General features: G+C 68.5%; 30 protein-coding genes. 20 read left to right on the top strand and 10 right to left on the bottom strand.

Features of this window, described 5'->3' with window-relative positions; genetic code table 11:
- The first annotated feature begins 98 nt into the window (after nucleotides 1-98).
- Nucleotides 99-611 (top strand): MarR family winged helix-turn-helix transcriptional regulator, encoded by a 513-nt coding sequence (locus tag EV644_RS29625; protein WP_241998972.1) that lies wholly within the window; start codon nucleotides 99-101, stop codon nucleotides 609-611.
- Here the strand turns inward: EV644_RS29625 and EV644_RS29620 are convergent.
- Nucleotides 608-1,366 carry a TetR/AcrR family transcriptional regulator gene (locus EV644_RS29620; RefSeq protein WP_241998971.1) on the bottom strand — a complete coding sequence of 253 codons (759 nt, stop codon included), beginning with the start codon at nucleotides 1,364-1,366 and terminating at the stop codon, nucleotides 608-610. The two genes, EV644_RS29625 and EV644_RS29620, sit on opposite strands and share 4 nt — an antisense overlap.
- A 72-nt stretch (nucleotides 1,367-1,438) precedes the next feature.
- Here EV644_RS29620 and EV644_RS29615 point away from each other — a divergent pair, with 72 nt between their 5' ends.
- The 5 genes from EV644_RS29615 to EV644_RS29595 are packed head-to-tail and all read left to right on the top strand — an operon-like array spanning nucleotide 1,439 to nucleotide 5,066.
- On the top strand, nucleotides 1,439-2,323 hold the full coding sequence (locus EV644_RS29615; protein WP_132192262.1) for an SDR family oxidoreductase: 885 nt from the start codon (nucleotides 1,439-1,441) through the stop codon (nucleotides 2,321-2,323).
- Nucleotides 2,320-3,492 (top strand): saccharopine dehydrogenase family protein, encoded by a 1,173-nt coding sequence (locus tag EV644_RS29610; protein WP_132192261.1) that lies wholly within the window; start codon nucleotides 2,320-2,322, stop codon nucleotides 3,490-3,492. The genes EV644_RS29615 and EV644_RS29610 overlap by 4 nt, the downstream gene beginning before the upstream one ends.
- Before the next feature lie 3 nt (nucleotides 3,493-3,495).
- Entirely contained in the window at nucleotides 3,496-3,867 is a 372-nt protein-coding gene (locus tag EV644_RS29605; RefSeq protein ID WP_241998969.1) for a hypothetical protein, read from the top strand.
- A 60-nt stretch (nucleotides 3,868-3,927) separates the two neighbouring features.
- Nucleotides 3,928-4,320 carry a YccF domain-containing protein gene (locus EV644_RS29600; RefSeq protein WP_132192260.1) on the top strand — a complete coding sequence of 131 codons (393 nt, stop codon included), beginning with the start codon at nucleotides 3,928-3,930 and terminating at the stop codon, nucleotides 4,318-4,320.
- 2 nt (nucleotides 4,321-4,322) lie between these two features.
- Complete coding sequence (locus tag EV644_RS29595; protein WP_132192259.1) at nucleotides 4,323-5,066, top strand: MBL fold metallo-hydrolase; 744 nt, start codon at nucleotides 4,323-4,325, stop codon at nucleotides 5,064-5,066.
- Between the two features lie 3 nt (nucleotides 5,067-5,069).
- On the opposite strand, the gene EV644_RS29590 is transcribed toward EV644_RS29595, so the two are convergent.
- Together EV644_RS29590 and EV644_RS29585 are read right to left on the bottom strand one after the other, a co-directional pair.
- Nucleotides 5,070-6,329, bottom strand: a complete 1,260-nt coding sequence (locus EV644_RS29590; protein WP_199240056.1) for an MFS transporter — start codon at nucleotides 6,327-6,329, stop codon at nucleotides 5,070-5,072.
- A 135-nt stretch (nucleotides 6,330-6,464) separates the two neighbouring features.
- Nucleotides 6,465-6,992, bottom strand: a complete 528-nt coding sequence (locus EV644_RS29585) for a hemerythrin domain-containing protein (RefSeq protein ID WP_132192258.1) — start codon at nucleotides 6,990-6,992, stop codon at nucleotides 6,465-6,467.
- A 95-nt stretch (nucleotides 6,993-7,087) separates the two neighbouring features.
- Between EV644_RS29585 and ddaH the strand changes: the two genes are divergently transcribed.
- Complete coding sequence (gene ddaH, locus EV644_RS29580; RefSeq protein ID WP_132192257.1) at nucleotides 7,088-7,855, top strand: dimethylargininase; 768 nt, start codon at nucleotides 7,088-7,090, stop codon at nucleotides 7,853-7,855.
- A 2-nt stretch (nucleotides 7,856-7,857) separates the two neighbouring features.
- On the opposite strand, the gene EV644_RS29575 is transcribed toward ddaH, so the two are convergent.
- Both EV644_RS29575 and EV644_RS29570 read right to left on the bottom strand, forming a co-directional pair.
- A complete protein-coding gene (locus EV644_RS29575) occupies nucleotides 7,858-8,787 on the bottom strand; it encodes a tetratricopeptide repeat protein (protein ID WP_158292957.1) in 930 nt (309 codons plus the stop codon).
- Complete coding sequence (locus EV644_RS29570) at nucleotides 8,780-10,153, bottom strand: DNA polymerase IV (protein WP_199240055.1); 1,374 nt, start codon at nucleotides 10,151-10,153, stop codon at nucleotides 8,780-8,782. Before EV644_RS29570 ends, EV644_RS29575 begins: the two co-directional genes overlap by 8 nt.
- A gap of 57 nt (nucleotides 10,154-10,210) precedes the next feature.
- Here EV644_RS29570 and EV644_RS29565 point away from each other — a divergent pair, with 57 nt between their 5' ends.
- The 7 genes from EV644_RS29565 to EV644_RS29535 all read left to right on the top strand — a co-directional run bounded on the left by EV644_RS29565 (nucleotide 10,211) and on the right by EV644_RS29535 (nucleotide 16,683).
- Complete coding sequence (locus EV644_RS29565; protein WP_132192255.1) at nucleotides 10,211-10,984, top strand: MBL fold metallo-hydrolase; 774 nt, start codon at nucleotides 10,211-10,213, stop codon at nucleotides 10,982-10,984.
- 157 nt (nucleotides 10,985-11,141) lie between these two features.
- Nucleotides 11,142-12,620: a glutamate-cysteine ligase family protein gene (locus EV644_RS29560; RefSeq protein ID WP_132192254.1), complete on the top strand. Its 1,479-nt coding sequence runs from the start codon at nucleotides 11,142-11,144 to the stop codon at nucleotides 12,618-12,620.
- Nucleotides 12,621-13,048: 428 nt separating this feature from the next.
- Nucleotides 13,049-13,462 (top strand): universal stress protein, encoded by a 414-nt coding sequence (locus tag EV644_RS29555; protein ID WP_131337975.1) that lies wholly within the window; start codon nucleotides 13,049-13,051, stop codon nucleotides 13,460-13,462.
- Between the two features lies 1 nt (nucleotide 13,463).
- Nucleotides 13,464-14,081: an HhH-GPD-type base excision DNA repair protein gene (locus tag EV644_RS29550; RefSeq protein WP_132192253.1), complete on the top strand. Its 618-nt coding sequence runs from the start codon at nucleotides 13,464-13,466 to the stop codon at nucleotides 14,079-14,081.
- Between the two features lie 252 nt (nucleotides 14,082-14,333).
- Nucleotides 14,334-15,662 carry an RNA polymerase sigma factor gene (locus EV644_RS29545; protein ID WP_132192252.1) on the top strand — a complete coding sequence of 443 codons (1,329 nt, stop codon included), beginning with the start codon at nucleotides 14,334-14,336 and terminating at the stop codon, nucleotides 15,660-15,662.
- 10 nt (nucleotides 15,663-15,672) lie between these two features.
- The gene (locus tag EV644_RS29540) at nucleotides 15,673-15,939 is read left to right on the top strand and encodes a DUF6412 domain-containing protein (protein WP_132192251.1); all 267 of its coding nucleotides are present in this window, start codon (nucleotides 15,673-15,675) and stop codon (nucleotides 15,937-15,939) included.
- A 66-nt stretch (nucleotides 15,940-16,005) separates the two neighbouring features.
- A complete protein-coding gene (locus EV644_RS29535; RefSeq protein ID WP_132192250.1) occupies nucleotides 16,006-16,683 on the top strand; it encodes a YidC/Oxa1 family membrane protein insertase in 678 nt (225 codons plus the stop codon).
- Here the strand turns inward: EV644_RS29535 and EV644_RS29530 are convergent.
- Nucleotides 16,680-16,868, bottom strand: a complete 189-nt coding sequence (locus EV644_RS29530; protein WP_132192249.1) for a TetR/AcrR family transcriptional regulator C-terminal domain-containing protein — start codon at nucleotides 16,866-16,868, stop codon at nucleotides 16,680-16,682. The genes EV644_RS29535 and EV644_RS29530 overlap by 4 nt on opposite strands.
- Between EV644_RS29530 and EV644_RS29525 the strand changes: the two genes are divergently transcribed.
- The 5 genes from EV644_RS29525 to ppk2 all read left to right on the top strand — a co-directional run bounded on the left by EV644_RS29525 (nucleotide 16,867) and on the right by ppk2 (nucleotide 21,351).
- Nucleotides 16,867-17,079 carry a hypothetical protein gene (locus EV644_RS29525; protein ID WP_132192248.1) on the top strand — a complete coding sequence of 71 codons (213 nt, stop codon included), beginning with the start codon at nucleotides 16,867-16,869 and terminating at the stop codon, nucleotides 17,077-17,079. The genes EV644_RS29530 and EV644_RS29525 overlap by 2 nt on opposite strands.
- 87 nt (nucleotides 17,080-17,166) lie before the next feature.
- Nucleotides 17,167-18,507 (top strand): FAD-binding oxidoreductase, encoded by a 1,341-nt coding sequence (locus EV644_RS29520; protein WP_132192247.1) that lies wholly within the window; start codon nucleotides 17,167-17,169, stop codon nucleotides 18,505-18,507.
- Between the two features lie 124 nt (nucleotides 18,508-18,631).
- Nucleotides 18,632-19,654, top strand: coding sequence for a hypothetical protein (locus EV644_RS29515; protein WP_132192246.1), 1,023 nt, complete (start codon nucleotides 18,632-18,634; stop codon nucleotides 19,652-19,654).
- A gap of 74 nt (nucleotides 19,655-19,728) precedes the next feature.
- Nucleotides 19,729-20,367 carry a class I SAM-dependent methyltransferase gene (locus EV644_RS29510; RefSeq protein ID WP_132192245.1) on the top strand — a complete coding sequence of 213 codons (639 nt, stop codon included), beginning with the start codon at nucleotides 19,729-19,731 and terminating at the stop codon, nucleotides 20,365-20,367.
- A gap of 75 nt (nucleotides 20,368-20,442) precedes the next feature.
- Nucleotides 20,443-21,351 (top strand): polyphosphate kinase 2, encoded by a 909-nt coding sequence (ppk2, locus tag EV644_RS29505; protein WP_132192244.1) that lies wholly within the window; start codon nucleotides 20,443-20,445, stop codon nucleotides 21,349-21,351.
- A gap of 2 nt (nucleotides 21,352-21,353) precedes the next feature.
- Here the strand turns inward: ppk2 and EV644_RS29500 are convergent, their stop codons facing one another.
- The 4 genes from EV644_RS29500 to EV644_RS29485 all read right to left on the bottom strand — a co-directional run bounded on the left by EV644_RS29500 (nucleotide 21,354) and on the right by EV644_RS29485 (nucleotide 24,888).
- Nucleotides 21,354-22,898: a sensor histidine kinase gene (locus EV644_RS29500; RefSeq protein ID WP_132192243.1), complete on the bottom strand. Its 1,545-nt coding sequence runs from the start codon at nucleotides 22,896-22,898 to the stop codon at nucleotides 21,354-21,356.
- Entirely contained in the window at nucleotides 22,898-23,599 is a 702-nt protein-coding gene (locus tag EV644_RS29495; RefSeq protein ID WP_132192242.1) for a response regulator transcription factor, read from the bottom strand. Before EV644_RS29495 ends, EV644_RS29500 begins: the two co-directional genes overlap by 1 nt.
- A gap of 64 nt (nucleotides 23,600-23,663) precedes the next feature.
- Nucleotides 23,664-24,209, bottom strand: a complete 546-nt coding sequence (locus EV644_RS29490; RefSeq protein ID WP_132192241.1) for a hypothetical protein — start codon at nucleotides 24,207-24,209, stop codon at nucleotides 23,664-23,666.
- Between the two features lie 193 nt (nucleotides 24,210-24,402).
- Complete coding sequence (locus tag EV644_RS29485; protein WP_132192240.1) at nucleotides 24,403-24,888, bottom strand: DUF456 domain-containing protein; 486 nt, start codon at nucleotides 24,886-24,888, stop codon at nucleotides 24,403-24,405.
- Between the two features lie 42 nt (nucleotides 24,889-24,930).
- Between EV644_RS29485 and EV644_RS29480 the strand changes: the two genes are divergently transcribed.
- Entirely contained in the window at nucleotides 24,931-26,964 is a 2,034-nt protein-coding gene (locus EV644_RS29480; protein WP_132192239.1) for an amylo-alpha-1,6-glucosidase, read from the top strand.
- Nucleotides 26,965-26,984: the final 20 nt, after the last annotated feature.

Here is a 26,984-nt window from a genome sequence, read left to right as displayed (position 1 = left end):
GAGCTCCAGCTCCTCCGGAGGCAGTTTCAGTCAGACTATAACTCCAGTTTCAGTCCAACTGAAACCGAGCCGCACGAGCCTGCTGGGATGATGAGCGCGTGACGGTCGAAGAGAACGCGGAATCCGACGCGGCGAACGGCAGGCCGGCGGATTCCGAGGCGGCGAACGGCAGGCCGGCGGCGATCAGTCCGGCGTTGCTGCTGATGATGCTCGGGCGTCAGGTGCGGGAGAAGACTGATGCCGAGCTGCGCAATCAAGGGTTGTCACTGCGGCACCTTTCCGCGCTCGGGCATCTGGCGCACCAGCCCGGTCTGTCGTACAGCGAGCTCGCGCGGCGCGACGGCATCACCGCCCAGAGCATGCAGTCGACGCTGCTCCAGTTGCAGGAGATCGGTGCCGTCGAGCGCCTGTCCGCCCCTGGACGCGGTCGTACGGCGGACCTCCAGGTGACACCCTCGGGGCAGGTCCTGCTCGACCGCGGCCGCGCAGTACTGAAGGCCGCCGACCAACGCCTGCTCGATGCCATCGGCAATGAAAACGCCGACCTGATCGCGCAGTTCGCCCTCCAGGCCCTCACGGCCATGAACGAGTGGGAGCCGGCTCAGGGCTAGTCGGGTCGAGCGGTCGACAGGATGGCGTCCAAAGAGTGTTCGCAGAGGTGTTCCAGCTCGGCGGGGGAGACCGTGGGGCTGTCGATCCAGGTGAGCAGCGTCTGCTCGACGTATCCCTGCCAGCCATAGCAGGCGAGCTCGACCACCGGCGTGACCTCGATCCCGCGCTGCGCGACCGCGGCGATCACCCAGCGGCTGAACACCTGCCGAAGCTCGGAATGCAGAGCCCGTACTTCGGGATCGCCGGCCGCCGACATCAGCAGAGTCGCCCGATACAGCTGAGGTGCTTCCAGAACAGCGCGGACGAACGCCCTGATCCCGCTGCGAAGTTGCTCGTCCGGCGGCAGCGACAGATCCGGCGCCGTCCGCAACATCACCTCGGCGGCGGCCGCCTCGATCACGGCGTACTGGAACTTCTTCTTCGAGCCGAAGTAGTGGAAGAGCAGAGCAGGAGACACGCCCGCCTCGGCGGCGACGACCTCGACGCTTGGTTCCCGATGCGGATCCGCCTCCAGCACCCGCCGTGCGGCCTGCAGGATCTGCGTCCGCCGCTCTTCCGGCCGCAACCGCCCCGCACGCTGCCCGACGCCCGCCTCGCCGACACCCGCCTCGCCGACACCCGCCTCGCCGACACCCGCCTCGCCGACACCCGCCTCGCCGACACCCACCTCGGAGGTACCGACCTGCACCTCGCCGGAGCGCGGCAGGGATGATCCGGAGTCCGGGTCGCGGGGGACGGACGAGGCGTAGGTCATGGGGAGAGTCTATTGAGTGTCAGCTCAATAAGCACTTACTGTTGAGTACCCACTCAACAGGCGGAGGTAGCGATGGCTGGCAAGGTCGTGCTCATTACCGGGGCGTCTCGGGGGATCGGGGCGGCTGTTGCCCGGCGGCTGGCGAGTGAGGGCGCGAGGTTGGCCCTGGTCGGGCTCGAGCCTGATGAGCTGAAGAAGGTGGCCGAGGACTGCGGTCCGGAGGCCGGCTGGTGGGAAGCGGACGTCACCGACACCGACTCACTGCGCACAGCGGTCGAGGCGGTGATGGAGAGGTACGGGCGGATCGATGTCGTCGTCGCGAACGCCGGGATCGCCGCACCGGGCTTCAGCCGGAGCATGGACCCGGCCGTCTGGGAGCGCGTTCTCGACGTCGACCTGTACGGCGTCTGGCGCACGGTCCACGTGACTCTCCCGCACCTGCTGGAGAGCAAGGGATACCTCCTGCTGGTGTCGTCGCTGGCCGCGGTCGTCCACATCCCCGGCCTCGCGTCGTACAACGTGGCCAAGGCAGGCGTCGAGGCGATGGGCAACAGCCTCCGCGCGGAACTGAAGCACCTCGGCGTGGATGTCGGCGTCGCGCACCTGACCTTCGTCGACACGGACATGGTCCGCGGTGTCGACGAGCACCCGGTCTTCGGCAAGGTCCGTACCGGCGTACCGCTGGTCAGCCGGGTCTACCCGCTGGAACTCGCGGTCGACAAGTTCGATCAGGGCATCAGGAAGCGCTCTCGCGTCGTTCACGTGCCCGGCTGGATCGGTCCCCTCAAGATGTTCCGCGCGCTGATGCCGCACCTGGTCGAGTTGAGCGCTCGGTTCAACGTGCCGAAGGCCGACCGCGCCGCACTGGCGGACATCGAGGCCCGCGGTGCCGCCGCATCCTCCCGCGCCTCAGGCGCCGGCGGCCTCGCCGACACCGAGAAGGCGGCCCGGCGATGACCGATGACGTCAAGAAGGACCGCCGGTACGACGTCGTGATCTTCGGCGCGACAGGCTTCACCGGAGCCCTCACCGCCGAGTACTTCGCCGAACACGCGCCGGCTGACCTCAGGTGGGCCCTGGCCGGCCGCAACCAGGCGAAGCTCGAAGCAGTACGGAAGAAGGTCGGCGCCGACGTCGATCTCCTCCATGCAGACGTCGAGGACCCTGCATCGCTGAAAGCGGTCGCCGAGTCTTCCCGGATCGTCGTCACAACCGTCGGCCCCTACGTCCGGTACGGCGAGCCACTGGTCGCCGCCTGCGCGCTAGCCGGCACCGACTACCTCGACCTGACCGGCGAATCGGAGTTCGTCGACCGCATGTACGTCGCCTATCACGCCAAGGCGGTCGAGACCGGCGCCCGGCTGATCCACTGCTGCGGCTTCGACTCGATCCCGTACGACCTGGGCGTCCAGTTCACCGTCGAGCAACTCCCCAAGAACGTCCCCATCCACGTCGACGGCATGATCCGGGCCGGCGGCAAGCCCTCGGGCGGCACGTTCGAGACCGCGATCACCGCCCTCTCGCGCGGCAAGCAGCACCTCGACGCTCACCGCGCGAGACGCCGGGCCCAGCCACGCCCCGAGGGTCGCTCGGTCAAGCTCGTCACCGGCAAGATCCGCCGCCTGCAAGGCTTCTGGGCGGTCCCACTTCCGACCGTCGACCCGCAGGTCGTCGCGTACTCGGCCGCGTTGCTCGACGACTACGGCCCCGACTTCCGCTACTCGCACTACGCCGCCGTGAAGCGGTTGCCGATGGTCGCCGGAGGCATCGCCGGACTCGGTCTGCTGGTGGTCGCCGCGCAGGTACCGCCGGCCCGCAAGGCGCTCCTGAACAGGATCAAGGCAGGCGACGGTCCGTCCGTGGAGCGCCGCGCGAAGTCCTGGTTCAAGGCGCGCTTCATCGGTTCGGGTGGCGGCAAGCGAGTGATCACCGAGGTTGCCGGCGGGGACCCGGGCTACGACGAGACCGCGAAGATGCTCAGCGAGTGCGCGCTCTCCCTCGCTCTCGACGATCTCCCGAAGACTGCCGGTCAGGTCACCACGGCGGCCGCGATGGGACCGGCTCTCCGCAAGCGCCTGGTCGACGCCGGCATCACCTTCCGGACCATCGCCACCGAGGACTACTGACCGATGCCCCGACGGGTGAGATCGGCGGACGGAACGGAGATAGCGCTCTACGAGTACGGCGACCGCGCCGCGCCGGTGCTCGTCTGCGTCCACGGCTACCCGGACAACGCCACCCTGTGGAAGGTGCTCGCGCATGACTGGGGTTCGATCCAGGCGTGGCAAATCGTCACCAGCGAGCGGTTGCGCGGCCGGATCGCGTCGTTCGTGTCGATCTCGGGACCGACCCGAGCCGCGGCACACCGACGTACCGGTGCTGGCGGTGTCGCCGGACGGCGATGCGTTCGTGACCACTCCGCTGCAGACCGATGTGGCGCGGTGGGCCGCGAACCTCAGCGTGCAGGTGATCAGGGGAGGGCACTGGTTGCCCCGGAATGATCCCGGACTCGTGGCCCGATTGACCGTGCAACACACCCGCCGGGTGGCAGGCTGGCAGGTATGAGAACGATTCTGAACCTGATCTGGCTGGTGCTGGCCGGATTCTGGCTGGCGCTCGGGTACGTCTTGGCCGGGCTGATCTGCTGCATCCTGATCATCACCATCCCGTTCGGCATCGCATCGTTCCGGATCGCGAACTACGCGCTCTGGCCGTTCGGCCGGACCATGGTGGACAAGCCCAGCGCCGGCGCCGGTTCGGTGCTCGGCAACATCATCTGGGTGATCGTCGCGGGCTGGTGGCTGGCGCTCGGCCACCTCGTCACCGGGATCGCCCTGTGCGTCACGATCATCGGCATCCCGCTCGGCCTGGCGAACTTCAAGCTGATCCCGATCTCGCTGCTCCCGCTCGGCAAGGAGATCGTCCCCAGCGACGCGCCGTTCGCCACCCGGTGACCGTGCCGGGAAGCGCACGGACACTGACGGTCCTGGGCTCGTGTGGCGCTTGGCCCGAACCTGGGAGAGCGTGTGCCGGTTTCCTGCTCGAGTACGACGGCTTCAAGGTCGTGCTCGATCTCGGGTACGCCGCGTTGCCGGCACTGCTGACTCACTGCCCCGAGGGTGAGGTCGACGCGGTGATCGTGACGCACCAGCACCCGGATCACTGCGTCGATGTCAGTGCGCTCGCTCGCGTGCGCTACTACCTCGCTCCCGACGCCGCCCCGATACCGCTTTGCTGCCCGCCCGGCGTTCTCGACGTACTGCGAGCGCTGGAGCCGCGGCCCGATCCGGCGACGGTGTTCGACGTACGGGATCTGGCGTCGACGCGGGAGATCGGGCCGTTCCGGCTGGAGACCGCTCTCTTGCCGCACTACGTGACCAACCTCGGGGTCAGGCTGAGTGCTCCGGATCTCACGGTCGCTTATACGGGCGACAGCGGTCCGGCGCCGGAGCTGGGGAAGCTCGCGAACGGAGCCGACATGTTCATCTCCGACGCGACTCTGCAGGGGGCATCGCCGCCGACGACGCCGCGTTATGTGATGACGGCGACCGAAGCCGCGCGAGGGGCCGCCGGTGCGAAACGATTGCTGTTGACGCACTTCTGGCCCGGCTCGGATCGTGCTGTCTCTGTTGCCGAAGCTCGCGCGGTCTTCGACGGCGAAGTACTGGCCGCCGAGGAAGGCCTGACGATCACCCTCTGACGGCTAGGTCTTGACCTCGAGGTCTTCGTCCGGGAGGCGGGCGTGGCGGAACTCGGAGCGTTGCAGCAGGACCGACTTGACCGCCATGCCGACGACAACGAACCACAGCGCCCAGTGCGGCCCGAAGAAGTCCGCGACCAGGCCGCCGACCGGAGCGCCGATCACGATCGCGGCGCGGTTCACCGACCGCATCGTCGCGTTCATCCGGCCGAGCAAGGCGGACGGGGTGATCGACTGGCGGTAGCCCATCTCGATCGGGCTGTCGATACCGATCGAGAGACCGAACAGGAACTGTCCGGCGCAGAGCAGGACCAAGCCGGTCGTGTCGCCGCCGGCGAGCGGGATCAGCAGATAGGCGATCGGCGTCAGCCAGCCGGCCGCGATGATGGCCGGTCCCACCCCCAGCCTGCGACCGACCCACCCGGACGCTGTCGCGCCGACCACAGAGCCGACGCCGCTGAAGGCGTAGGTGACGCCGAACAGGAAGGCGCTCAGGTCCAGGGTCTTCAGGACGTAGTTCACGTAGACCGCGGTGAAGGCGCCCTGGAAGAAGAACCAAAGGTGACTGGTCAATGCCAGCGGTCCGAGCGTGCTGTTGCGGTAGACCCAGGACAACCCCTCGCGGATCTCCCGGCGCAGGTTCCTCGGCTGATCGGTGCCGGGGGCAACTTCAGGCTGGAGTGGCCGGACGGTCGCCAGCAGGATCCCCGAGACGAGATAGGACGCGGCGTCGATCAGGATCGCGAGCGGTCCGCCTAGCAGCTTGACCAAGGCACCGGCCAGCACCGGCCCACCCGTCTGTGCCACGGCGCTCGACTGCTCGAGCCTGGCGTAGGCCGAGGTCAGCAGCGGCGCCGGCACCAGTGACGGTGGGAAGGACTGGTGCGCCGCGTCGTACACGAGGGACAACGCGCCGAACCCGAACACGATCACGAGCAGCAACGGCAGGCTGAGCAGGTCGAGCTCGGCAGCGATCGGTATCAGCAGCAGAACGAGCGCCCGGGCGAAGTCCGTGCCGATCAGCAACGGTTGCCGTCGGCGCCGGTCCACGTAGACGCCGACGATCAGACCGAAGAGGAGATAGGGCAACCATCGGGCCGACTGGAGCAGACCGAGCTCGGTGTTGGACGCGCCCAGCGTGAGGGAGGCGACGGTCTGCAGTGCGAGCGCGGTGACGGCGGAGCCGACCATCGAGACCGCGTCCGCCGACCAGAACCGCAGGTACGCGGGATAACCCAGCAACGGGAAGCGGCGGCGGCTCACCCACCAGAACCTATGCTCCCGGCAGTCCAGGCAGAGAAGCTGACCCCGCCTCCTTGGGCACGGGCCAGCCGCACTGACGCCGATTCTGGCGACTGGCCCGTGCTCAAAGGAGCAGGGTCACAACTCCGGTGGGACTCAGGACTTCCTGCGTGCCTCGGCCTCCTTGACGATGCGGCGGACGTTCTCGATCCGGCCGCAGTCCTCGTCGATCAACCGGGCCCGCTCCGCCGCGAACTCCGCACCGAGCTGCCGGCGGACCTCCTCGTCGACATCGGTCCTGGCCGGGTTCAGCACGTCGCGCTCTTCTTCGTCGAGGTGATGGGAGAGCGCTTCCGAGAGCTCGTGCTCCTTCTCGCTGAACTCCTCGCTGGCCGGGTCGTCGACCTCCAGCAGCGCGAGCAGCGCCTCGTTGCCCTCGTCATGCTCGTGTTCGGAGTGCTCGACCTCTTCCTCGTCGATCGCGTTCGTCCTCCGCAGCGCCGGATAGACCTTGGACTCCTCGGCCTCGGCGTGCGCGACCAGCACGGTGGCCAGATCCGCCAGTACCGCGGCCCGGTCGGACGTCTCGTCACGCAGCTCCCGCAGCGCCTCCTCGAACCACCGGTGGTCGGCGAGGATGACCTCGACCGCGTCACCGCCGGTGTGCTGCAGGATCTTCGGCACGTCTCATCCTCCAAAGTCGTCCACGGCGCTCGGGGAAGGCCGCCTGTGCCGCCGGTACCCGGATGGCGGCCGGCCAAACCAGTTAATCTGCGCTGATGACCTCCGATCGCGCGCTGATCCGCCGCCCGAGCCCCCGCCTGGCCGAAGGGCTGATCACGCATATAGAGCGCGTACCCGTCGATGTGGAGCTCGCCGCACGGCAATGGCAGCAGTACGTCGACGCGCTGGCCGAGGCCGGCTGGACCTGTGTCGAAGTGAGCCCGGTGGACGACTGCCCTGACGGGGTGTTCGTCGAGGACACGATGGTGGTCTTCCGCGACCTGGCCGTGATCGCCCGGGCCGGCGCGGACGAGCGCCGGCCCGAAGCAGCCGAGGCGGAACGCGCCGTGGCCGCACAGGGTTACCGCACCGCCAACATCACCGAGCCCGGCACGCTCGACGGCGGCGACATCCTCAAGATCGGAAGCACCGTGTACGCCGGACTCGGCGGCCGCACCAACCAGACCGGGATCGACCAGCTCCGCGGATTCCTCGAACCACTCGGGGCGCAGGTGATCGCAGTACCGGTGAGCAAGGTGCTGCATCTGAAGTCAGCGGTGACCGCGTTGCCGGACGGGACCGTGATCGGGTACGAGCCGCTCACCGACGACCCGGGCGCGTTCCCGAAGTTCCTGGCGGTGCCGGAGGAAGCCGGCGCGCACGTGGTGTTGCTGGGGGAGGGGCGGCTGCTGATGGGGGCGTCGGCGCCGAAGTCGGCGGAGCTGTTCCGCGAGCTCGGCTACACGCCGGTCGTCGTCGACATCAGCGAGTTCGAGAAGCTCGAAGGCTGCGTCACCTGCCTCTCCGTCCGTCTCCGCAGCTGATCTCAGAGCCAGCGGCGGCGAGCGCGGGCGGCGGCCTCGCGGTCCTTCCTGCTCTTGGAGTCCGCCAGCTCGCACGCTTCCTGCAGGGAGCCCCGCGCCACGTTGGTGTCCGGATGATTCGCGCCGAAGACGTCGATGCTGTCGGCAAGTGTCGTCTCGAGGATCTGGATCGACGGTACGAGCTGTCCCGCGAACAACGTCGCCCGGCCGAGGGCGCCGCGCGTCCGCAGTACCGAGGGATTCGTCCGGCCGAGGGACGGCTCGAGCTTGGCGAGCCGGGCCGTCAGCAGCTTGGCCTCGTCCTGCGGCCCGCCGACTGTCGACTGCGCGCTGGTGATGCCCTCGATCGCGATCCGGGTCAGCTCGTGGCCCGCGCCGAACACCCGGACCAACTGCGGCGTGATCAGCCCGAACCAGGCGATCGCCGCACCGTAGTCGCCGGTCGCCAGCAGCGCCTGCGCCAGCCGGAGCCGGACCCGCAACGTCGCCGGATCATCCGCCTTCAGCGCCTTCTCGCAAGCAGCCAGCGAAGTTTCGTACAGCGGTTGCGCCCTGGCGGAGTCGCCCGCCGCCCAGCGCGCTTCCGCTTCCTCGTACGTGGCGTCGGCCAACTCGGGATGGTTCTTGAACTCCGACGGCGGCTGCTCCGTCGGCGCCGTGACCGGCAGTGGGTACTGCAGGAGCTTCCGACCGACATAGCTGTGGCCGCCGGTCCGGATGATGCGATAGCGACCGACTCGCGAGATCGGCACCCACAGAAAGGTGACGTACAGCGTCCGCACCGAGGAACTGCAGTGCGGGCAGACGTCGTGGTGTCCGTAGAAGTGCGTGCCGAGGCCCTTCAGCCGGTTCGGATCGGGTGCCCGCCACGCCACGGACGACGCGGTGCAGGAGCGACAGAACGGGTACACCCCACCGCGGACCTCATTCATCTGGCCCATCCTGGCCGGTCGCCACGTCTTTGTCGCCCCCCACTTCGTCCGGTGGCGGTTTGACCGTCGTCACCTTGGTCAGCGCTGGGTCGTCGACCGCGAAGGTGCGCACCGGTCCGGCCGGCGTCGAGGCCGTCTCGAACCGCACCGTGACCCGCCCGCGCCCCGACCCCCAGACCCAGCCCTGCCCGTACTCCGGATGGGTGACGTCCTGGCCGGGGTAGTAACCGACCTGCCGTTCCCGCGGGCGCTCCGGCAGGTCGACGAGCTCGAGCGGAGCCTCCGCGTGCTCGCTCTCGGTGAAGAGGTCGTCCTGGATCCAGTCGGCCAGCGAGGAGACTCCGACGCCGAGCAGCCGGATCCCGCCCGAGATGTCGCTGTCCTCGAGAAGCCGCCGGGCGACGCGCGCGATCACCCGGGGGTCGTCGGTAGGACCGGCCAGTGTCGACGAACGGGTGTGAGTGGTGAAGTCGTGCATCCGCGTCTTCACCGTCACCGTCCGGCCGGACAGCTGGGCCTTCTGCAGGCGTTCGGAGACGCGGTGCGCCATCCGGTCACCGATTGCCGCCAGCAAGGACCGGTCGATGATGTCGGTCTCGAAGGTGTCCTCGATGCTGATCGACTTGGTCTCCCGGTCGCTCACCACCGGGCGGTCGTCCGAGGCCGTCGCCAGCCGGTGCAGGCTCGACCCGTGGGCCGAACCCACGTGCCGGATCAGCTCGTCCTCGTCGAGCTGCTGCAGGTCCGCGACGGTCCGCACGCCGGCCATGCTGAGTCGTTGGGCGGTCGCCGGACCGACGCCCGGGATCACCGTCACCTGCATCGGCGCGAGGAACTCCGCCTCGGTCCCCGCCGGCACCACGACGACGCCGTCGGGCTTGTCGAGGTCGCTCGCGATCTTCGCGATCAGCTTGGAGGTGCCGGCTCCGACCGAAGCGGTGAGGCCGCCGCTGGCCTCCTTGATCGCGGCCTTGAGGTCTTCCGAGATCGCCTGCACGTCCTCGACCGTCAGGTTGTTCAACCCGGCGGCGGCCAGATCGACGAACGCCTCGTCCAGCGAAAGCGGCTCGACCAGCGGTGACAGCGCGCGCATCTGCGCCATCACGGCCTGGCTCGTCTCCCGGTAGACGTCGAACCGCGCCCCCAGGTACGCCGCGTGCGGGCAGCGCGAGCGTGCCTCGGCCGTGGACATCGCCGAGCGCACGCCATACTTACGGGCCTCGTACGACGCGGTCGACACGACGCCGCGCAGGCCGATCCCACCCACGACGACAGGCTTGCCGCGCAGGGAGGGCTTGTCCCGCTGCTCGACCGCGGCGAAGAACGCGTCCAGGTCGACGTGCAGGATGGAGGGATCGGTACGCACTGTCACAGTCTCCCCGGCCGCACCGACAATCCCGCGCCGCCTGGCAGGATTCCTGCCATGACTAGCTTCCCGGCGCACTGGGACGACGGCACCACATCGACCGCGCCCGACCATCAGGTGCACTGGTACGACGACCGGACGGCGATCATCCGCCAAGCCCTGCGCACGAACTTCGAGGGCCCGTTCATCTACCTGCTGCTCGGCTCCGAACGCGCCCTCCTGCTCGACACCGGTACCGGTCATACCGACCTGCGCTCGGTGGTCGACGAGTTGCTGAAAGGCCGCGACCTCGAGCTCGTGGTGGCGCACACGCACGGTCACGGCGACCACGTCGGCGGCGACGACCAGTTCGACTCCGTCGTCGGGCGGACCGCCGAAGAGGTCGCCGAGTTCTTCGGGATCGCCTCCTGGCCGGAGCAGATCGTGCAGTTCGACCTCGGCGACCGGGTGCTCGACGTAATCCCGCTGCCCGGCCATCACCCCTCGCACCTAGCCTTCTACGACCGGGCGACGCGGTTGCTGCTGACGGGTGACTCGCTGTACCCGGGCCGGCTCTACGTCTTCGACTGGCCCGCGTTCCGGGCGAGCGTGGCGCGGCTGGCCGGGTTCGTTGCCGACGGCAATCCCGTCTCGCTGGTGCTCGGCACCCACATCGAGATGACGGACCAGCCGGGCGTCGACTACGAGATGGGAGCCGACCGGCATCCCGGCGAGCACGAGCTGCAGCTGGATCCCGCGGTGCTGACGGAACTCGCCGAGGTGATGGCGCAGGCCGGTGACACCCCGGTGCGGATCGAGCGCGACCACTTCATCGTCTATCCCGTCGGATGACCTGGTCGACCCCCTCGGACGACCTGCGCGCGGCCCACCGGCGTACCGGCGGGTGGGCCGCGACGCGACCTAGGTCACACGAAGGGCACTGTTCAGGCACACTGAGGCCAGGTACCGGCAGGTAGCGCACCACAGGCAGGCGACAGGGGAGGCGCAAATGGGCGAGGAAGTCGACCGGGTCGAGTTCACCCGGGCGGATCGGACCGCATTCCGGAACCAGGTGCACCGCAATCTGGACGCGTTCGCGCGGATGCTGCGCGAGGCGCGCTTCGCCGCGGAGCGGCCGATGACCGGCATCGAGATCGAGCTGAACCTGGTCGACGAGAACCACGACCCGGCGTTCAAGAACTCCGAGGTGCTGAGCGCGATCGAGGACGACGCGTTCCAGACCGAGCTCGGCCAGTTCAACATCGAGATCAACGTGCCGCCGGGCCAGATCGACGGCAGCGGCCTGGTCACGATGGAGGAGTCGATTCGCGACAGCCTGAACGCGGCCGAGGAGAAGGCGTCGCGGACCGGCTCGTCGATGGTGGTGGTCGGGATCCTGCCGACGCTGCTGACCGAGCACATCCACCGCGAGGCGCTGAGCACCAACCCGCGGTACGCGTTGCTCAACGACCAGATCTTCCAGGCCCGCGGCGAGGACGTGCAGATCGCCATCGACGGGATCGAGCGGCTGCAGGTCACCGCCGACAGCATCGTGCCCGAAGCCGCCTGTACGTCGACGCAGTTCCACCTGCAGGTGACTCCGGAGGCGTTCCCGCGCTACTGGAACGCGGCGCAGGCGATCTCCGGCGTGCAGCTCGCGATCGGGGCGAACTCGCCCTTCCTGTTCGGCAAGGAGCTGAACCGGGAGACCCGGATCGCGTTGTTCGAGCAGGCCGCGGACACCCGCACGCACGAGCTGAAGACGCAGGGGGTCCGGCCGCGGGTGTGGTTCGGTGAACGCTGGATCACCTCGATCTTCGACCTGTTCGAGGAGAACTCGCGCTACTACCCGGCGCTGCTCCCGGTCACCTCGGACGAGGATCCGATCGCGGTACTGGATCGTGGCGACACCCCAGCCCTTTCGGAACTGCGGCTGCACAACGGGACGATCTATCGCTGGAACCGCCCTGTGTACGACGTTGTCCGGGAGAAGCCCCATCTGCGGGTGGAGAACCGGGTGCTGCCGGCCGGCCCGACCGTGGTCGACACGATGGCCAACGGCGCCTTCTACTTCGGCCTGGTCCGCGCGCTCGCCCACGACGAGCGGCCGATCTGGTCGCAGATGTCGTTCAGCGCGGCGGAGGAGAACTTCCACGAGGCGGCCCGGCAGGGGATCGACGCCGAGGTGTTCTGGCCGGGCGTCGGCACCGCCCGCGCGACCGAGCTGGTACTGCGGCGGCTGTTGCCGATGGCATCGCGGGGACTCGACGAATGGGGAGTCGACGCGGCGGTGCGGGACCGGCTGCTGGGCATCATCGAGCAGCGCTGCCTGACCCACCGCAACGGCGCCTCCTGGCAGGCCGACGAGTTCCACCGGCTGTACACCAGGGGATCCCACGGCCGCCGGGACGCGTTGCGCGGGATGGTGCGGCGGTACTGCGAGCACATGCACGAGAACACCCCGGTGCACGACTGGCCCATCGATTAACCGAGTAAGTCCCGGACCGGCGGACCCGTTCGTCGGCCCGGGCGATTCCGGAGACAACGTAGGACAACGGCGGAACCGGGGTCAGCCGGGCGGAACAGTTTCCTTTGCCTAGAGCAACATCCGGCGATCCCTGCGCTGGTTGGAGCCTCGGCGTACCGGCTCCGGGCGCGTCCGGTGGCACGGTCGGGCCATCACTGCAAGGGTGTGAGCTCGCGAAGGTTAGAAGGTGCCTGCGCGGGTATTGAGTCGTGAACCGAAGTGCCCCTGACCGGTCGGTCCGGCCGCCCCGGCCCGGCCGTGTTGCGGGCACAACTGCCGGAGGGTCACGGTCGCGACACAGGTGGTGCTTTTCCACAGATGCCGGAGCGGGTTCAGGGCAGTATCGTTCGGAACGGGTCGACCGTGACACCCGGAGGTGAGGCAAGTCGATGACGACCATCGTCGTGGGTTATGTGCCGAAGGCCGAAGGGCGCGCGGCGCTCAGGCGGGCGGCAGAGGAGGCGACGCTTCGCGACGCCAAGCTGGTGGTGGTGAACTCGCACCGGGGCGGACGCAGCTTCGACAGCGACGAGGCCGCGGCGAGTGATGCCGCGTTGACGGAGGTACGGGAGCAGCTCGACTCGACCGGTGTGCCCTACGAGGTGCGGCAACTGGTGCGTGGACTCGATCCGGCGGAGGACCTGGTGGCCGTCGCCGAGCAGGTGCACGCGGAGTTCATCGTGATCGGCCTGCGGCGCAGGTCCCCGGTCGGCAAGCTCATCCTCGGCAGCAATGCCCAGCGGGTGCTGCTCGACGCTCCGTGTCCGGTGCTGGCCGTGAAGGCCGAGGAAGGGGAGGACTGAGGTGACTTCGACACGCAGCAAGAAGCTGTGCCTCGCACAGCAGCCCGACGCCGACGAGATGCTGAGCAGGGACCCGTTCGCGCTGCTGGTGGGCATGCTTCTCGATCAGCAGATCCCGATGGAGCGCGCCTTCGCCGGTCCGGTTGCGATCGCGCAACGGATGGAAGGCCCTTTCGACCCGTCCACGGTCGCCACCTACGATCCGGACGGTTTCGTCGAGGTGGTGGCCGGCCCACCGGCGATCCACCGCTTCCCGACCGCGATGGCCGCGCGGATCCAGACCCTGGCCAAACACCTGGACGAGGAGTACGGCGGTAACGCCTCGGCGGTCTGGGGCGATGTGAAGTCTGGGGACGACCTGCTGGCCAGGCTGTCCGCACTGCCCGGGTTCGGTGCGCAGAAGGCGAAGATCTTCGTCGCACTGCTGGGCAAGCAGCTCAAGGTCAGGCCGCGTGGCTGGCGTGAGGCGTCCGAGCCGTACGGGGAGGACGGCGCGTACAAGTCGGTGGCGGACGTGATCGACGTGGCGTCGCTGGTGAAGGTGAGGCAGTTCAAACAGGAGCAACAGGTCGAGAAACGGGTGGTCGCCCGGCCGTTGCGGCAGACCAGGAACAGTTGAAGATTTGATCGTGGCGGCGCCGGTACCAGTCCCGACAACGGTCTGGTACCGGTGGTGGCACGCCGTTCCGGGGGTCGCGCGGCGATCGGCCTTGGGCCGCGGATTACAATGTAGTGTTGCCGCCGCCTGACCAGCGAGCAGCCGCAGACATCGAAGCACAATCCAGGCAAGAACGCAGCACCTCAGCACCAACGCACCGCAGTACCGCTGTACAGAACCCTGCAGACTGAATCGTCAGACGAGAGGTAATTCGTGTCGTCCAGCTCGTCCGAGAACCTTCCCGCCGAGTCCGTCCGGGCCGTGGCCGCCACCGCCCGCAGCACGGCCCCGAGGACCAGCGCCAGAGTGTCCGACCCTGCCGCCAAGAAGGCACCCGTGAAGAAGGCCGCCCCCGCGGCCAAGAAGGCTGCTGCGTCCACCAAGGAGGACGGTATCCCCGCGAAGAAGGTCGCCGCGAAGAAGACGCCGGCGAAGAAGGCCGTGTCCGAGGCGGGTCTGTCCATCGACCCGAAGACCGGTAAGCCGCGCGCTCTGGACGAAGTCGACGAGGCGGACTTCTCGCCGGACGCGGTGAAGCCGCTGGAGAAGGAGCTCACCGAGGACCAGGGCTTCATCGTCTCCGAGGCCGACGAGACCGACGAGCCCGAGCAGCAGGTGATGGTCGCCGGTGCCACCGCCGACCCGGTGAAGGACTACCTGAAGCAGATCGGCAAGGTCCCGCTGCTGAACGCCGAGCAGGAGGTCGAGCTCGCCAAGCGGATCGAGGCCGGCCTGTTCGCCGAGGAGCAGATCGGCGACGAGGCGACCAAGCTGAAGGACAAGGTCAAGGACGAGTACGAGTGGATCTCGGAGGACGGCCGTCGCGCCAAGAACCACCTCCTCGAGGCCAACCTGCGACTCGTCGTCTCGCTGGCCAAGCGCTACACCGGTCGCGGCATGCTGTTCCTGGACCTGATCCAGGAGGGCAACCTCGGTCTGATCCGTGCGGTCGAGAAGTTCGACTACACCAAGGGCTACAAGTTCTCCACCTACGCGACCTGGTGGATCCGGCAGGCGATCACCCGCGCGATGGCCGACCAGGCCCGCACCATCCGGATTCCGGTGCACATGGTCGAGGTCATCAACAAGCTCGCCCGGGTGCAGCGCCAGATGCTGCAGGACCTCGGCCGCGAACCCACTCCGGAAGAGCTCGCCAAGGAGCTCGACATGACCCCGGAGAAGGTCATCGAGGTGCAGAAGTACGGCCGCGAGCCGATCTCCCTGCACACCCCGCTGGGTGAGGACGGCGACTCCGAGTTCGGCGACCTGATCGAGGACTCCGAGGCGATCGTGCCGGCCGAGGCCGTCTCGTTCACCCTGCTGCAGGAGCAGTTGCACGCGGTACTGGACACGCTGTCCGAGCGGGAGGCCGGCGTCGTCTCGATGCGCTTCGGCCTGACCGACGGCCAGCCGAAGACGCTGGACGAGATCGGCAAGGTCTACGGCGTGACCCGCGAGCGGATCCGCCAGATCGAGTCGAAGACGATGTCGAAGCTGCGGCACCCGTCCCGCTCGCAGGTGCTGCGGGACTACCTGGACTGATCGGGTCTTGATGGGCAGGGCACTCGCCGGCGTCTGGACGCTGGCGGTCCCTGCCCTCGGACCGGACTCCGGTCTGCTGGCCGTCGCCGTTCTCACGGCGGCGGCCGTTCTGTTCGCGGTACTCCAGGTCTCCCGCACGGCGGCGCAGCGTCCGCTCTCGTCGCCGCTGCCCGCGCGCGCCAGCGCCACCCGGGCCAACTCCCGCCGTACCGCGTATCTCTCCCTCCGCGATCCCGACGCCGCCGGCAGGCCGCGTCCGCGAGCACCGGGAAGGTAGCCGGCTGCCGTCTCTTCGGCAGCCCCTCTCGCGCTACCCATCCCTTCTCACTCGTGGAGTACTGCCATGCCTTCCTTCCTCGACGCGCCGATCAGCGGCGCATACCACCTCGTCAACGGACTCGCGACCGCGATCGAGCCCCTGACCGGCGGGTACGCCGCTGCCGTGGCGATCGTGCTCTGCACGGTCGCCGTCCGCCTGTTGCTCCTCCCGCTCAGCCTCGCCGCGATCCGCGGCGACAAGTCGCGGGCCGCCTTGATGCCAGAGATCCGCGAGATCCAGCAGCGGCACGGCAAGAACCCCGAGCGGGTTCAGCGTGAGGTGGCCAAGCTGCAGTCCGAGTCCGGGACCACCCTGCTGGCCGGATGCCTGCCGATGTTCGCGCAGCTGCCGTTCTTCTGGGTGATGTACAGCCTGTTCACCACGGCGATCGTGGCAGGCCAGTCGAACCAACTGCTCGCCGGGACGATCTTCGGTGCGCCGCTCGGCCTCCACTGGCCACTGTTCGCGTCGACCCCGGCGTACCTGGGGCTCGCCGTTCTGCTGGCGGTAGTCGCGTACTTCTCGTCCCGCCGGCAGTTGCGCCAGCTGGATGAGACGGCCTCGCCGATGTCTCGCGGGATCGCCCGCCTGCTGCCGTTCGGCACTCTGGCTACAGCCGCCTTCATCCCGCTGGCAGCGGGCCTCTACCTGCTGACCACCACGACGTGGACGCTCGTGGAGCGCACGATCCTGCTGCGTTAGCGCTCGCGGCGAGCCTGGAGGCCGTCGAGGATCCGGGCCAGGCCGTACTTGAAGTCGTCCTCGCTGCCGCCGACGATGTCGTGGCCGCGGTGGGCCGCGTAGAGCTCCTTCATCCTGGGGTAGTCCTGCGCGGCCTGGTCGGCCTCCAGCAGGCTGAAGCCACCGCCCTCATACAGGGCGAGCATGCGATCCGAGACGCACTCGCCGTCGCACCGGAGACAGCGCTCTCGCCGGTCCGCCAAGGTCGCCTTCGCCGAGGCCATGTCGAGCAGCCTCGTCATCGCCGCGGTCGCGGTGCTCGGCTCCGCAGTACTTGCCTTCGTTCTTCTTCGCGACCGCAAGCCTGAGGCGACTGCCGATCCGTCCAGCGACGACTCCGTCATCGTCGCGCACTGACGGCAGGACGCGGCCCCAGGTCACATTTGGCCGGTCTGTGTCGTCAGACCTGTGTATGCATCCGGATTTGTCCTGTGGAAGGAAGTCATGAGCTCAGCGCTTGAAACTCTTCGCCCCGACTTCAGCGGGGACATCATCGAACCGGGCGGAGCGGAGTACGAATCGGCCAGTCGGTCGGTCCTGGCTTCGGGTAGCCCGGCCTACGTTCTGCGCCCCAAGAGCCTCGGGGACGTGCAAGCAGGTGTCAGATTCGCCGCCGACGCGGGACTCGTGCTGTCCGTGCGAGGCGGCGGTCACAGCTTCCCGGGCTTCGGCACCAACGACGGCGGCGTCGTGATCGACCTGAGCAAGCTCGCGACCGTGGAGGTCGTCGACAAGGAACGGCACCTCGTGCGGATCGGCGGTGGCGCCACCTGGGGTCAGGTCGCGGCCGCCTTGGCCCCGCACAACCTGGCGATCTCCTCGGGCGACACCAAGAGCGTTGGCGTAGGTGGGCTGACGTTGACCGGTGGCATCGGTTGGAAGGTCAGGAAGTATGGTCTGGCCCTGGACAATGTGGTCGCCCTGGAGGTGGTCACGGCCAACGCAGAGGTCGTGCGTGCGACCGTGGAGGAGAACCCGGAGCTGTTCTGGGCGCTTCGCGGTGGCGGCGGCAACTTCGGGATCGTGACCGCCTTCGAGTTCGCGGCGCACCCGACCACCGACGTCTTCTATGGGAAGATCGCCTTCCCGGCAGCGGAGCTGGCTACCGTGCTCCAGGGGTGGGCGGACTACCTCCGCACCGCGCCCGAAGAGCTCACCTCCATCGCGGATTTCGCCAATCCGTTCGCCGGCGGACGGGAGGCGCCGGTCGAGATCCACGTCACCTTCGACGGCGACGACCCGGAGCTCGCCGCAAAGGCGATCGACCCGATCCGCCGGCTCGGCACGATACTCGAAGACGATGTCGCGCTGCGGCCCTACGCGGACACCCTCGTCGATGGTATGACGCCACCGCCCGGCATCCAGCTGGTGACCCGCAGCGCCTTCGTGGACAAGGATTCGGTGCCCGAGGTCCTTCGGATCCTTGCTGAGGTCGGGGCATCGGAACGGCCGCCGATCGTCGCCGTCCGAAGCGTCGGCGGTGCGGTGTCCCGAGTCTCCGACGACGCCACCGCCTACGCGCATCGCCAAGCGGAGCTGATGTTCGTGACCAGCATCATTGGTCCGAAGCCGGCCATCGACGCAGCTGGGCCGGCTCTGGAGGCGATCTGGGGGAGACTCGCACCTCACGTCAACGGCGCCTACGCGAACTTCCTCACTGCTCACACCGCGGAGGATGTCGCCGCGATCTATCCGGCCGGGACCTATCAGCGGCTCGCGGCGGTCAAGCGTCAGTACGACCCCGCCAATCTGTTCGCCGGCAACCACAACGTCCGGCCTCAGTGAGCCGGGCTGATCTGTAGGCGGTGGGGTGGGTGGTGTGTAGGTTGCTGCGGTGGGAAGTGAGTCGCAGCTCGAACCTCTGCCTGGTTCACCGAGGCCGACAACGGTCATGCCGTCGGCGTTGCGCATGGCCGCCGAGAGCGCTCCCTTGATGCTCGACCTGGTGGAGTTCGCGACCGAGATCGTAGCGAGCGCTTCCCCCAGAACCGACCACGAACACTGGCGTACTGCGGTGCTGGCCGGGCTGATCGACCCCAGCTCGGGCACGCCGCAGTACGGGCCGACCATGCGGGCGTGGTCGCCGGAGGATGACCTGGTCACGCCGCAGCGGGTGGAGCCGTGGATCGAGGTCTTCCAGGCTGTGCTCGGCGAGTCGCCCGAGCTCGTGCCCACGTTGCTCGTCGCCTTCCGTGATGGACAGGTGGCCGCAGAGAGCCTGCAGGGCTTTGAGCGACTCGAGCGGCTCGGCGCGGTGATCGTCGAGGACTCGCTGGTGCGGTTGACGCCGCTCGGTGTGCGCGGGCTGTTCGCGTGCGGTCGGTGGGCGGATCCGTCGTACTGGCTGCTCGAGCCGGGGGAGTGGTGGGCGAATCTCTCGACCGAGGATCTCGTCGCGTTCCTGCAAGCGGCGGCTCAACTGCGGCTGGTCGATCAGGCCGGAGCGGTTGGGCGATGGTTCGAGCAGGCGTCGCCGGAGCAGTTCGCGTACCAGTTGGTGCATGCCGGGCCGAGCCTGCACGGCGGCGCGCTGGCCACGGCCTTCGGTTACCTGCTGCGGATCGGGCTGGACGCGGCGCCGGCCGTCGAGGAGTGGCTGGCCAACGTCTCGCTGGCCTGCTGGGGCTTGCAGTGGTTCGACCTGATCGGCGCGCCACGAGCCGGTGCGCCGACCGAGCAGGAGCATGCGTGCCTGATCGCCGAGTCGAAGCGAGCAGTCGACGAATTGCGAGCCCTGCTGGACCGTTCGGCGCTCGAGCCACCTCAGCCTCCGTTGCCTGGAGCAACGATCGATCAGCTGAGCCTCGCCATCCCGCACCGGCTCGCCACGCCACGCGTCGGCGAACTCCTGCAGCGCCTGCTGAACTCCGAGGTCCCCGAGCAACCCGGCGATCGCGCCGAGCTCGAACAGCTACTCGCGGAGACCCGGTGACGTCCCGCTGAGTTGTTTGCCAAGGTGGCAACAAGGTTTGCCATCACCCATTGTGGTGACACACGATCGGGTCCATGACGACCGATGAGCTGTCCGACGAAGAGTCCTGGAACCACCGCTACTCCGAGAGCGCCCAGATCTGGAGTGGCCGGCCGAACGTCGTACTGGTGCAGGAGACCACCGATCTCACGCCGGGCCGCGCCCTGGACCTCGGCTGCGGCGAAGGCGCGGACGCGATCTGGCTGGCCGAGCAGGGCTGGCAGGTGACAGCAGTCGACATTTCCACTGTCGCCCTGGCCCGAGCAGCCGCCCACGCCACTATGTACGGTCAGGCTGTGGCCGGGCGGATCGACTGGCAGCACTGCGACCTCGGCAAGACCTTCCCCGAGGGGAGCTACGACCTCGTGTCGGCCCAGTTCCTGCACTCGCTCGGTGAAATGCCGCGTGAGGAGATCCTCCGCAAGGCAGCCGACGCGGTCGCCCCGGGCGGCATCCTGCTGATCGAGGGCCATCTGAGCTTCCCCTCCTGGGAGCACAACCATCACCCCGACATCCACTTCCCGACCCCCGAGGAGGTGATCGCCGACCTCGAGCTCCCCGAGGGCGAGTGGGAGATCCTGCTGAGCCAGACCCATCCCCGCGAACACCCATCCCCGGACGGCCAACCCAGCACCCGGCCTGACGCCACCGTCAAGGTCCGCCGCCTGCCGTAGTACGGGGTCGATGTTCATCCGTGCATCCGACCTCGTTCACCGCGGACCAGTCTGGTGCGGTGATTCTTGGGCGTTATGAACACCCCTGATCTGGTTCACGAGCTCGGCTTCCGCGTGCTGGACGAGGAGGACGACGACCCGGTGCTGCTGCGCGCTGACGGTACTCCGGTCGACACCTGGCGCGAGGGCTACCCGTACGGCGAACGCCTTGCGCGCGAGGTCTACGACCGGGACAAGCGGCTGCTCCAGATCGAGCTGCTCAAGTTGCAGTACTGGGTGAAGCGCTCGAAGCAGAAGCTGGTGATCGTCTTCGAGGGGCGCGACGCGGCGGGCAAGGGCGGCACCATCAAGCGGTTCATGGAGCACCTGAACCCGCGCGGCGCCCGGATCGTCGCGCTGGAGAAGCCGACCGAGCGGGAGCGGACCCAGTGGTACTTCCAGCGGTACGTCGAGCACCTGCCGGCCGCCGGCGAGATGGTGCTGTTCGACCGGTCCTGGTACAACCGCGCCTGCGTCGAGCGGGTGATGGGGTTCTGCACCGACGAGCAGTACGACGAGTTCATGCGGCAGGCACCGGAGTTCGAGCGGATGCTGCTGCGCTCCGGGATCAAGCTGGTGAAGCTGTGGTTCTCGGTGTCGCAGGCCGAGCAGCAGACGCGTTTCATGATCCGGCAGATCGACCCGGTCCGGCAGTGGAAGCTGTCGCCGACCGACCTCGCCTCGCTGGACAAGTGGAAGGACTACACCGAGGCCAAGGAGGCGATGTTCCACTACACGGACACGCGGCATGCGCCCTGGACCGTGGTGAAGAGCAACGACAAGAAGCGCGCCCGGCTCGAGGCCATGCGGCACGTGCTCAGCCTCTACGACTACGACAACAAGGACTTCGAACTGGTCGCGCACCCGGACGGCCAGGTCCTCGGCCCCGCCGCCCAGGTATTCGAACACGGCGAGTCCGCCAACCGCACCTTCCCCGCCCTCTGACCTCAGCCCAGGGGAGTGAGGGGCAGGTGGACGGTGAAGGTGGCGCCGCCCCCGGGAGTGTCGGTGACGGTGACCTTGCCGCTATGGGCGGCGACCAACGCAGCCACGATCGAGAGTCCGAGGCCGGAGCCACCAGTGGAGCGAGTACGGGCGGAATCGGCTCGGTAGAAACGCTCGAAGACCCGTGCCTTCTGTTCCGCGCTGAGCCCCGGCCCGGTATCAGCGACCTCGAGGATCGCCTCGCCGTCACGAGTCCCGACCGAGATGGTGATCGGCGCGTCATGCGGCGTGTAATGCACGGCGTTGCTCACCAGATTCCCCAGCACCTGCCGCAGCCGCGCCTCATCGCCCTCGACCACTGGGGCTCCTGAGTCGGGAAGGATCTGCAGTTTCACCGGACGCCCAGGCTGAACAGCCTGTACGTCGTGGACGGAGTCGCCCGCGAGCGTCAGCAGATCCACCGGCCGGTGCTGCAAGGGCCGCTGCTGGTCGAGTCGCGCGAGCAGCAGCAGGTCGTCGACGAGGAGCCCCATCCGCTTCGCCTCGTCCTCGATCCGCTTCATCGTCGCGGGATCGGCGGCGGAACCCCGCTGCCGGGTCAGCTCGGCGAACCCGCGGATCGACGTCAGCGGAGTACGGAGTTCGTGGCTGGCGTCCGCGACGAACCGCCGCATCCGCTCTTCCGACTGCCGGGCGTTGTCCTCCGACTGACGAGCAACCTCCTCGGACTGCCGGGCCACCTCGGCCGACCGCCGGGCCGCGTCCTCCGACCGGCGCGCCGCGAACTCGGAAGCGGTCCGCTGGGCGAAGGCCGTCTCGATCTGCCCGAGCATCTGGTTCAGCGCGAGCGACAACCGCCCGACCTCGGTCCGCGGATCCCGCTGCGGCACCCGCCGGCTCAGATCACCACCGGCGATGGCCACCGCCGTGTGCTCCACGTCCTCCAGCCCTCGAAGACTGCGCCGCACGACCCAGGTGCCGACGCCCGCGAGCAGCACCAGCAGGATGATCCCGGCCGCGATCTGCACTCCGACCAGTCGCTGGATCGTCTGATCCATGTCGCCGAGATTCTGCGCGACCATGATGTAGCCGTCCTGGTTCTGCAGCGGCGTGGCGATCACCCGGAACGTGCCACTGCCCGAGACGGCTCCCGTGTTGAACGGTTCGTCGCCCCGGGCAACCACCTGTGCCAGCGTCATCGTCGGGAGTTGAGGCTCGGCCTCGGTCGGCCGCAAGGGTTCCCGGAACCGTCCGTCGACCGACTTGGTGCCGTCCGCCTCGAAGGCCTGCAGGATGAACACACTGGGCAGCCTCGGCCCGCCGCGCTGGTTCGGCGGCGGCGGACCGTTCGGCCCGAACCCCTTCTGGGCGGAGATCATCTTGGCGGCGTCGCTCAACTGACTGTCCACGCGGTCGGTCAGGTACCCCCGCATGATCGTGGTTGCCACCAGGCCTGAGGCGAGCAGGGCCGCGGTCACCAGCGTCAGCAGTACCACGACGATGGTGATGCGCAGGGGATACCGGTCGGCCAGCCGGCGGTGCGGCATCAGTTGGGGCCTCGCGGGGTTCGCAGTACGTAGCCGACGCCACGGACCGTGTGGAGTAGCTTCTGGTCGCCGGTGTCGACCTTGCGGCGCAGGTAGGACATGTAGGACTCGACCACCCCCGCGTCCCCGGCGAAGTCGTAGTTCCAGACCGCCGAGAGGATCTGCCCCTTCGACATCACCCGCTCGGCGTTCTCCAGCAGGCAGCGCAGCAGCTTGAACTCGGTGAGCGACAACTGCACGGCCTCACCTGCCTTGAACACCTCGTAGCTGTCCTCGTTCAGCTCCAGGTCGGCGTACCGCAGTACCGCGGGCTCGGTCGCGCCCTGCTCGCGGTGGCCGGAGCGGCGCAGCAGCGCGCGGACCCGGGCGACCAGCTCATCCAGGCTGAACGGCTTGGTGACGTAGTCGTCGCCACCGGTGTGCAGGCCGAGCACCTTGTCCTCGACGGCGTCGCGCGCGGTGAGGAACAGCACAGGCACGTGCCGATCCTCACCGCGCAGCCGCCGGACCACCTCGAAACCGTCGAGGCCGGGCATCATCACGTCCAGCACCACCAGGTCGGGCTCCACCTCCCGGGCCTTCCGGAGCGCCTCGGCCCCGTGGGTCGCCGTGGTCACCTCGTACCCGGCGAAGCGCAGACTCGCGGACAGCAGCTCGACGATGTTGGGCTCGTCGTCGACCACCAGCAGATGCGGGCTCATGCCCACAGTCTTACGCCCGCACCCGTGCGATTCCTGGAAGGTTCCTGGCAATCGGCTGTGAGTGTCAGCGGGGTCCGCGCTTGAAACCCCACTTCTCCCGGGCCGCGTCGCGGACCGTTCCGTCGTTCACGCTGGTCGCGGTGGCCTTGCCGTCCGCCACGATGGCCGACACCGAGACGGTGTTGCCGGTCTTGACGCTGGCGATCCCGTCACGCGCCGCGTTCACCAGGGTGTCGGCGGTGACGACGTAGTCCTTGCTGTACCCGTCGGCGCTCTTCACCGTGATCGAGTCCCTGCTGACCGCCGTGACCTCGCCGGTCTGGGTGGCCACGGTCTGGTAGCCGCCGCCCTCCTTCTCGACGACGAACTCGCCGTGCAGCGCGCCGCCCATCCCGAACTCGCTGTGCCGGCCGGGTCCCCGGTCAGGTTTGGCGGGGTCGGCCGAGTTGGGTGCCGACGGTGAGGCGGACGGGCTGGCCGAAGGGCTGGGGGACGGGTCCGCGTTGGTGGTTGCCCAGGCGACTCCGCCGGCCGTGGTGGTCGCCAGGACGGCGGCCACGGTGCCGGCCACCCGCCAGCGCTTGTCGGTGAGCTTCTGGTTCAACGCCATGCTTGCTTGCCTCCCGGTACTGCGTACCAGGTGGTCACCTGGTACTGGTCGTCCCAACATCCCCGGTGGACCTGAGACGACCCTTCGCCGAAGCTGGCAAAACCCTGGCATTCGCTCAGCGAACGGGCGACGCAGCGGGCCCGGACGAGTGACTCAGGGTGGTGGCTCAGACCAGTGGCTCAGACCAGTGGGCTCAGACGAGGAAGAGGACGGCGGCGAGCCAGATGGCGGCGGCCAGGGAGGCGCCGATCAGCTCGATCAGGATCGACAGCCCGGTGGCGCGCAGGGCGTGTTTGGTCGAGGTCCAGGCGTGCGCGTGGGCTCCTAGCCGCTGCCGCTCGGACACGTAGACGCCGAGCGGGAACCCGATGAACATGCCGATCACCGGGATCACGAAGAACCCGACGATGCCGAGCAGCACGCCGATCAGTATCGATCTTCGCGGTACGCCGGACTCGCGCAGCCGCCGCTCGGGCACGATGTACTTGACCACCTGGCTGGCCCCGATCAGCACCACGGCCGCCGAGAGCACGATCCAGCCGGTGGGGCTCTGCTCCTCCAGCGCCCAGACCAGGATCGCCGCCAGGCTCAGGATCGCGCCGGGCAGGATCGGGATCACGATGCCGACGATGCCGACGAAGATCGCCACCCCGACCAGGAACGTCGCCACGCTGTTCACACCGCCACTCTGCCGCAAAACCGGTCGTCGTAGTGTCGGCACATGCCCTATCTGCATGATCTGGTCACCACACTCGCTGCTCCCTGGGTGGTGTTGTCGCCCCGGTCGGGACAGTTGACTGGCGTCGGCGCCGAGGGGGTCTACGCCCGGGACCGCCGCATCCTGTCCCGCCTCCAGGTGTCCGTCGACGGCCGCGCCCCGGTACCCGTCCAGGTCGACGAACGCCGCACCGCAACCACCCGGTACGACGCTGTGCTCGACGGCCTGGGCGATTCCGGCCACGACCCGACAGTGCTCCTCCGGCGTACCCGCGAGGTGTCCGGCGACGGCCTGACCGAGCGGATCACGCTGATCAACCGCTCCCACGTCAGCGTCGACTGCGAGCTGGTGGTTGCCCTCGGCACGGACCTGGCCGGCACCGCCGCCGTACGCAGCGAAGCCGCGGCAGACCTCCCCGCCCTGCCGCCGATCCCGGAAGCGGACCGCCTGCACTGGGAGGACGCGTCCGGAACCAGGGTCACCGCTCTCTTCGATCCAGCTCCTGATGGCCCAGTTCCAGATAGTGCGGAGGCCGAAGCCGAGCGCGGCTGGCAACTGAAGGTCGATGCCGGGCAAGAGGTGAGCGTGATCGTCCACGTCAGCGCGACCTTCCCGGTCACCGACGGCTTCAGCATCGAGCCGCCCGCGAGCAGGCCCGGGTACGACGAGGTCGAGGTCGGGTGCGACGACACGAGGGTGGACCGCTGGTTGCGGCGGTCCTTGGACGATGTCGCAGGACTGCAACTGGCAGCCGAGGAGGGAGAGCGCTATCTCGGCGCCGGACCGCCTTGGTACCTGACCTTGTTCGGCCGGGACTCCCTGATCTCCGCAGGCATGCTGATCCCGGTCGATCCGCAGTTGGCAGCAGGAACACTCCGTGCGCTGGCCCGCCACCAGGGCACCCGCGTCGATCCCGGTGCGGCGGAGCAGCCCGGCAAGATCCCGCACGAGCTCCGCGCGGAGGTGACCGACCACGGCCGCGGTCTCGTCCTGCCGGCCGCCTACTACGGCACCCACGACGCGACCCAGCTGTGGATCACCACGCTCCACAAGGCCTGGCGCTGGGGCATGCCCACGGACGAAGTACGGGCGTTGCTGCCTGCTCTGCAGGGAGCGCTCGCGTGGATGAGGGACTACGCGGACCCGGACGGCGACGGATTCCTCGAGTACATCGACGAGTCCGGCCACGGCCTGGCGAACCAGGGCTGGAAGGATTCGAGCGACTCCGTGCAGTGGCCCGACGGCACGATCGCCACCGCACCCATCGCGCTCTGCGAGGTCCAGGGCTACGCCTACGCCGCCGCGATCGCGGGCGCGGAGCTCCTCACGTCTTTCGGCCTCGAAGGCGCCGAGGAGTGGCGCGAGTGGGCGGCGAACCTCAGAGAGCGCTTCCGCGAGACCTTCTGGGTCGACGGCTACCCGGCGATCGCGCTGGACGGCGCGAAGCGACCCGTCGCCGGACCCGCCTCGAACATGGGTCACCTGCTCGGCACCGGCATCCTCGACCAGGCGGAAGAGGCCGTGGTCGCCGACGTGCTGGCGTCCGGTGACCTCGACAGCGGCTTCGGGCTCAGAACGTTGTCGAAGGCAATGACTCACTTCAACCCGCTCGGCTACCACACCGGCAGCGTCTGGCCGCACGACACCGCGATGACCGTCCAGGGTCTGTACGCCGCCGGTCAGTCCGCTGCCGCTACCTCCCTGGTCAATGGCCTGGTCAGGGCCGCCGAGGCCTTCGACTACCGGCTGCCCGAGCTCTATGGCGGAAGCGGTCTGCCGGAGGAGAACACCCCGACGCCGTACCCGTTGTCGTGCCGACCGCAGGCATGGGCCGCGGCCGCAGCCGTCGCTGTTGTGATCGCCGCACTGGGGATCTCGCCCGACGTGCCGAACGGGACGCTGCGGATCACACCGGCCGAGAACTTCCCCTGGAAGAACCTCCAGCTCGCCGGCCTCCGGCTCGGATCGGGCGAGCTGTCGCTCGCGCTGACCGACGGCGAGCTCGCAGTGCGGAACTCGCCCCTCGAAGTGCAGTGACTCGCCAGGTGGAGTGATTC

The organism is Kribbella orskensis (genome assembly GCF_004342085.1).
GTDB lineage: Bacteria > Actinomycetota > Actinomycetes > Propionibacteriales > Kribbellaceae > Kribbella > Kribbella orskensis.
This window is presented reverse-complemented; position numbering and strand designations above follow the sequence as displayed.